The organism is Micromonospora sp. NPDC002411 (assembly GCF_053592955.1).
The window spans coordinates 1-7016 of record NZ_JBSFBM010000347.1 but is presented as its reverse complement, the minus strand read 5'-3'; the positions used below and the strand labels follow the sequence as shown (position 1 = coordinate 7016).

The 7016-nt window shown below is 69.8% G+C and carries 4 protein-coding genes; 2 read left to right on the top strand and 2 right to left on the bottom strand.

Features of this window, described 5'->3' with window-relative positions; genetic code table 11:
- Positions 1–1302, bottom strand: a 1302-nt coding sequence (locus ACWCO3_RS29090) for an Ig-like domain-containing protein (RefSeq protein ID WP_450013080.1), incomplete at its 3' end; no start/stop codon positions are given.
- Positions 1303–2078: 776 nt separating this feature from the next.
- Here ACWCO3_RS29090 and ACWCO3_RS29085 point away from each other — a divergent pair.
- Positions 2079–3035, top strand: a complete 957-nt coding sequence (locus ACWCO3_RS29085; protein ID WP_145781588.1) for a sugar phosphate isomerase/epimerase family protein — start codon at positions 2079–2081, stop codon at positions 3033–3035.
- 23 nt (positions 3036–3058) lie between these two features.
- The gene (locus ACWCO3_RS29080) at positions 3059–5158 is read left to right on the top strand and encodes a PQQ-dependent sugar dehydrogenase (RefSeq protein ID WP_358167821.1); all 2100 of its coding nucleotides are present in this window, start codon (positions 3059–3061) and stop codon (positions 5156–5158) included.
- Positions 5159–5216: 58 nt separating this feature from the next.
- Here the strand turns inward: ACWCO3_RS29080 and ACWCO3_RS29075 are convergent, their stop codons facing one another.
- Positions 5217–6896: a right-handed parallel beta-helix repeat-containing protein gene (locus ACWCO3_RS29075; RefSeq protein WP_450013082.1), complete on the bottom strand. Its 1680-nt coding sequence runs from the start codon at positions 6894–6896 to the stop codon at positions 5217–5219.
- Positions 6897–7016: the final 120 nt, after the last annotated feature.

The following is a 7016-nucleotide window of genomic DNA, read 5'->3' as shown; positions in this document are numbered from 1 at the left end:
CCAGTTCAGCATCGGCATGGCCCTCGCGCTCTTCTTCCACCAGCACTTCCCGCTGTCGCGCACACTGCGCGCGCCGGCCACCGCGCCCGGGTGGGCCGGAGCGACCGGGGCGGGCTTGAGCCCGGGTGGCACCGGCAGCGCGCTACCTCGGACGAACTCGTCCCAGCTCACGTTCCACGCGGTCCAGCCGTTGCCCGGCTGCAGTTCCACTTCGGTGCCCTTCACGGTGACCAGGTCCCCGACCTGCGTCACCCCCATCAACCAGTCAGCCGCGGTGGCGGAGACGTTGGCACAACCGTGTGAGACGTTCGTGTTGCCCTGGTCCCCCTCCGACCAGGGTGCGGAGTGGATGAACTCGCCGCCCCAGGTGTAGCGCTGGGCGTCGTCGACGTCGACCACGTAGCCACCGTTGGGCTCACCCCGGGTGTCGAAGGTGGTCCGTTCGTGCTTCTCCATGATCACCATCTTGCCGCTCGAACTCGGCGTGCTCGGCTTGCCCAGACTGACCGGGATCCGGCGGATCTGTTTGCCGTCCTGCAGGACCGTCATCTGCTTGGTGGCGTTGTCGATCTCCAGCGAGACCTGCCGTCCGATCTTGGACGTCGCCGTGCGCTCGGCGTCACCGACCCGGTCCTTGCCGATCGGCAGACCCTCCAGGCCGGCCCGGACGCTGATCGTCGTCCCCGGCTTCCAGAAATCGGGGGCCCGGTAATAGACCTGAGTTCCGTCCTCGAGCCATGACCAGGTGCCCGGCTGCGGAGGATTCGTCTTCACGAACAACCGTCGCTGAACATCCGCTCTGGCCTCTTTCGGAATTCCCGGGTCGAACGCGACGGTAACCGGCATCGCGGTGCCGTACGTCCGTTTGCCGACGAAATAGAGGGTGCTGGTAATCTGCGGTTTGGTCGATTTGGCCATCGTGGTGAAGGTCGTGGTGCGGGTCGTGGTGGCACCGGAGTCACCGGTGGCTGTCACCTCGGCGGTGTACGTCCGTTTCGGCTGCAACGGAGCGTTCGGCACCCAGCCCGACCCGTCCTCACGCGGCTCGGCGCTGACCTGCTTGCCCTTGTCGTCGGTCAGACGCACACCGGTGACCCGGCCCCCCTTGACCACGGTGCCCACCTCGGCGCTGACCGGCACGTCCCGGGCCTTGTCCCCGGGCGTGACGGCGAGCTCCGGCGGGGCGGCGTGCTTCTTGGCCGAACCGGTCGCGGACCCCCGGTCGGCCGTGCACCCACCCAGGACGAGTGGTGCGGCTGCGATGGTTACCGCCAACAGCGTCAATCGCCGCCTACACGTCATGTTCAGTCCCCCCGTATTCGACTTCCCTATGCCGACATTCTCGCTTCCCCGGCATGGGCGATTTCGGTGTTCAGAAATAATTGGCGACGCATTTTGTCGACACAGTTTCCAATTATGTTCCGCTTGGTGGAATAGGAGCTCAGCCGGCATCTCTCGTGCCGTTTGCTCTGCTTCAGCGCAGGCAACGCCGGCTGTCCGGATGACGCCCTCTCGGGGCGGTTGAGGCGAACCGGACCGAAGGCGGCGTACGGCCCGACGCGAGGTCGAGCGGCCGCATCCGGCTTCGGCGACCCCACCGAGCCCGACCCTCGTGATCGACTCGGCTTTCCTGAGAGCGGTGCATCGACCACGCTCGAACACCCCGACCTGTCAGGAAGACGAGTGGATCACTCGGGGGGCAGAGGTGGGGCGGGCGCGGGTGCCGGTGGCGCTGCGGAGGGCGCCCGGAAGGAGGAGGTCATCCCTGCCCGCGCACCTCGACAGCCCGCTTTTGTCAGTTGGAGCGAAACTTCTGCCAAACGCGACGAAGCTTTGCCTTCGTCCGGAGGCAAGGGTAGGGTCTCGATCTAGATAGAGGGTTGCCCATTAGTCGATCAGTCTGCCGCCACCCCTGCCGGGTCGCCGCGTTCCGCTCCTGACAGGGCCGGGCCGCACCCGAGCGCCGTCCGTCACCGTCCAGCCGGAGCCCGCCTCCGGCCGGTTCGGCGCGCCCGGGCGATGGCAGCCAGGTCGACCGCCGCCGACGGCATGCCAGCCGTCAGGAAGGGACCACCACCATGGATCGACAGATCAACCGACCGGAGCCGACACCGGCGTCGGAGTCGGTCAGCCGGCGTGGAGTGCTGCGCGCCGCGACTGTTTCCGCTGCTGCCGTCGGTGCCGCCGGTCTGCTCGCCGGGCCGGCCAGCGCCGCACCCGCCGCACAGGCGCAGGGCCGGCGCCGGGTGCCGGTGGACCGGATCAGCATCCAGCTCTACACGCTGCGCGACCAACTCGCCGCCGACCTGCCCGGCACCCTGGACGCGCTGCGTCGGATCGGCTACCGGCGGGTGGAGCACGCCGGTTTCGTCGGACGCACCGCCGCCCAGTTCCGGGCCGCGCTCGATGAGGCGGGGCTGCGCTCCACCTCCGGGCACGTCGGCATTCCGCAGCCGTTCGACGCCGCGACCTGGGAACAGGCCCTCGCCGACGCCAAGGTCGTGGGCTGCAAGAAGATCGTCCACCCGTACTTCGGTCGGGACGCGGCCGGCCAGCCGATCCGGGACCCCGCCGTCTACCGGGCCCTCGCCCGTGACCTGAACAAGGCCGGGCGGCTCGCCGAGCGCGCGGGGCTCGAGTTCGGCTACCACAACCACCAGCTCGAGTTCGTGCCCCTGACCGGCGGCTCGACCGGGTTCGACATCCTCGCCGCGCAGACCGACCCGCGGTTGGTCCACTTCGAGCTGGACCTGTACTGGACCTGGCGCGGCGCGCACGACCCGGTCGACGTGATCCGGGCCAACCGCGGCCGGATCCGCCAGGTGCACGTCAAGGACCTCGACGTCGAGGGCGGTTTCGCCGACCTCGGCGACGGCCTGATCGACTTCGGCCGGATCTTCGCCCACGAGCGCGAGGCCGGCATCGAGGAGTACATCGTGGAGCGTGACGACGCGGGTACGCCGCCGCGCTCCCCCGCCGACGCCCTGGACACCGCGCGGGTCGGCTTCGACTATCTCGCTTCACTTCGGTACTGACACCACCCCGGGGGACACACCTGATGAACAGGACCGCATTCGCGTCCGCCCTGCTGCTGGTGACGGCCGGTCTGGTCGTACCACCGTCGGCAGCGGCCGCAGCGCCGGCCGCGCCGCCGGACAGCAGTTTCCAGAAAGTGACACTGAACGACTTCCCGGGCGAGCCGATGAGCCTCGCCGTCCTGCCCGACCTGCGGGTGCTGCACACCTCCCGCACCGGCGAGGTCCGCATCCACGACCCGCGCACCGGGCTGAACACCCTCGCCGCCGACATCCCGGTGTACGAGCACGACGAGGAGGGGTTGCAGGGCGTCGCGATCGACCCGAACTTCGCCCAGAACAAGTGGGTGTACCTCTACTACTCGCCGCCGATGAACACTCCGGTGGACGACCCGGCGACCCCGGGCGTCAACGAGGGCGACGCGCCGGAGACCGGCACCGAGGCGGACTGGCAGCGGTTCAAGGGCGCGCTGCGGTTGTCCCGGTTCAAGCTGGACGGGATGAAGCTGAACCTCGCCAGCGAGCAGCAGATCATCGACGTGCCGACCGACCGGGGCATCTGCTGCCACGTCGGCGGCCAGATCGACTTCGACAGCAAGGGCAACCTGTACCTGTCGACCGGTGACGACACCAACCCGTTCGCCTCCGACGGCTACATCCCGATCGACGAGCGGGCCGACCGGAACCCGGCGTACGACGCCCAGCGCACCTCGGCGAACACCAACGACCTGCGCGGCAAACTGCTGCGGATCAAGGTCAAGGCCGGTGGTGGCTACACGGTGCCGGCCGGCAACCTGTTCAAGCCCGGCACGGCGCAGACCCGCCCCGAGATCTACGCGATGGGGCTGCGCAACGCGTTCCGGTTCGCCGTCGACAAGCGGACCGATGACGTGTACGTGGGCGACTACTCCCCGGACGCGTCCAATCCGGACCCGGAGCGCGGGCCGGCCGGGCACGGTCGGTGGATGCTCGTGGACAAGCCGGCGAACTACGGCTGGCCGTACTGCGTGACGCCGACGATCGCCTACCGCGACTACGACTTCGCCACCGGCGAGTCGGGTGCCAAGTTCAACTGCAAGCGCCCGGTCAACGACTCACCGCACAACACCGGCAAGCGCGTGCTGCCGCCGGTCGAGCAGCCGGAGGTCTGGTACGCGGCCGCCCCCTCGGCCGAGTTCCCGCAACTGGGCTCCGGCGGCATCTCTCCGATGGGTGGCCCGGCGTACGAGTACGACGGGACCAGCACGTCGCGCACCCGCTGGCCGGCCTACTACGACGGGGTGCCGCTGTTCTACGAGTGGTCCCGCGACTACATCAAGGAGTTCCGCCTCGACGAGGACGGCGATGTCGACGACATCCGTCCGGTGGCGCCGTCGCTGGTCGTGGACAACCCGATGGACATGGAGTTCGGCCCGGACGGCGCGCTCTACGTCCTCGAGTACGGCGACGGTTACTTCGCCGAGAACCCGGACGCGCAGCTGTCCCGGATCGACTTCGTGCGGGGCAACCGGACGCCGATCCCGAAGATCAGCGGCACCCCGACCGTTGGGCAGGCCCCGCTGACCGTCGCGTTCTCCAGCGCCGGCACGACCGACCCGGACGGTGACAAGCTCAGCTACGCGTGGGACTTCAACGCGGACGGCTCGGTGGACAGCACCGCTCCGAACGCGAGCTGGACGTTCCCGGAGAACGGCTCGTACACGCCGACGTTGAAGGTCACCGACCGCACCGGACGGTCCGCCTCGGCGACGCTGCCGCTGGTGGTCGGGCCGACCGCGCCGGTCATCGAGTTCGTCGCCCCGGTCGCCGGGCAGCCCTTCCAGTTCGGGCAGACCGTGGCGTACGAGGTGAAGGTCACCGACGACCTGCCGGTGGACTGCTCCCGGGTGAAGGTCACCTACGTGCTCGGGCACGATGAGCACGGGCACCCGCTGTCCACCTCGACGGGTTGCTCCGGAAGCATCCCCACCTTCCTCGACGGTGGGCACAGCGGCGCGGACAACCTGACCGCGGTGTTCGTCGCGGAGTACACCGACGCCCCGACCGACCCGGGCGTACCCCCGCAGTCCGCTTCGGCGACTGTGGTGCTGGACCCGACCCCGGTTGCCGGTCTGGCCGGCTGATCGGTTTCACCATGACAGTGGCGGCGGCCGGATCCTTCCGGCCGCCGCCGCACGTCGTTCAGCTCCAGTCGCTGTCCACGTGGTTGTCCCGCCACCGTCCGCCCACCGGCGGGGTGTCCAGTCGCATGCCTTCGTCGGCGTTGCCGGCCAGGTCGTTGTCCTCGACCCGGCAGTCCACGCAACTGCCCCGCTCGGTGATCCACAGCCCGTGCGTCTGGGTCGCGTTGTCGTGGTTGTCCCACACCCGGTTGCCCCGGATGGTGGCCGAGTCGAACGGCGCGTCGACCGTGATGCCGGCCCGCAGCTCTGGTGCGGCAGCCAGCTCGTATCCGCATCCCGGCGGTGGCACGTCCCCGCTCCACGCGCTGAACGCGTCCGGGCGGACCGGGGCGAGGGTGAGTTCGTCGCCGGTGTTGGAGGCCACCATGGCCACTGCCTTCCCGACCCGCAGGACCTTGCCCCGGTGCCCGTCGTGCGGCCAGTTCGCCGACCGGTCCACCAGGGACCGCTCGCTGTAGCGGACGGCGTCACCGGTACCGCCGGTGCCCTCGCCGTACTGCCGTCCGTTGTTGCGGATCCGGTTGTTGAGCAGCACCGCGTCGGTCATCTGGTGGTCGATCCGGATCGCGTCGAGGCCGTTGCCCCAGAACTCGTTGCTCTCAATCACCACGTCCCGGATCGAGCCCCGGTAGCCGCGCCCGAGGTCGTGCGAGTGATAACCGTGCCGGCCGTTGCCGCTGATCCGGTTGCCTCGGACGGTGTACGGGCCAGGGCTGTTGCCGATGCTGACCCCGTCGCACATGTTGCCGTCGATGACGCAGTCGGTGAGCAGCCCACCCCGGCCGGCCACCGACGAGGTGCCCTGCGCCGACACGTCGAACCCGGTCTCCAGGTTTCCGGTCATGGTGCAGGCGGAGACGATCAGGCCGTCGGCGCCCCAGTCGGAGATGCCGAAGCGGTTGCCCTGACTGTGGCAGCCGACGATGCGGTAGCCGCGCGGCGGCGCCCAGTAGTCCTTCTGCAGCTCAAGGAAGATTCCGTTGGTGCCGTTGGCCAGGGCGGTGCAGTTGGCGATGGTCAGCCGCTCCACCGCTCCCCAGCCGCCGATGCCGATCCCGATGCCGGCGCCACCCATCTGCTCGCCGTTGTCCAGTCGGCCACAGCCGACGACCACCACGCCGTCGATCAGGGAGTCCTGAAGGAAGTCGCAGCCCAGCCCGGTGGCGGCGGTGTGGTGGATGTAGAGGTTGCGGAAGACGCCCCGCACGACGTACTGGAGGCCGAGGCCCTTGGCCAGGTAGTTGTACTCGGCCATGGCGACGCCGGAGCCGTCGATCTGGAAGTCGGAGAAGGTGCAGTCGGCGATGTGCCGGTCCCGGTCGGCGCCGTGCTGCACTGTGGTCCAGAAGGCCAACGGGGTGGGGTCGGCCCGGTTGCCCTCGTTGCTGAGCATGAACCGGGTCGCCGCCGGGCCGGCCCCGATCAGCGACACACCGCTGCGCCACACGGTGCCCGCGTCCCGGATCGAGTAGATGCCCGGCGGGCAGTAGATGACCCGGGCCCGTCCGTCCGAGGCGTACCCGGTGCCGAGGCGGTCCACGAGGGCGGCCAGCGCCGGCTGGTCGTTGGTCGCGCCGTCGCCGGTGAGCCCGTACTCCAGCGCGTCGCAGTACAGCGGCGCGCCGGCCGAGGCGGGCCGTCGTACCCGGACCGAGTTCAGTAGCAGCTCGTTCGCCACGGCCACGGGCGGGCTCCCTTCGACGCGTTCGGTGCGCTCCGGCGGGGCCGACTTCCCGGTCACGGCGTCGGGAAACCCGCGGGCAGGCGTCGGCCCCGGCGCCGCACGGGCGGCGCCGGG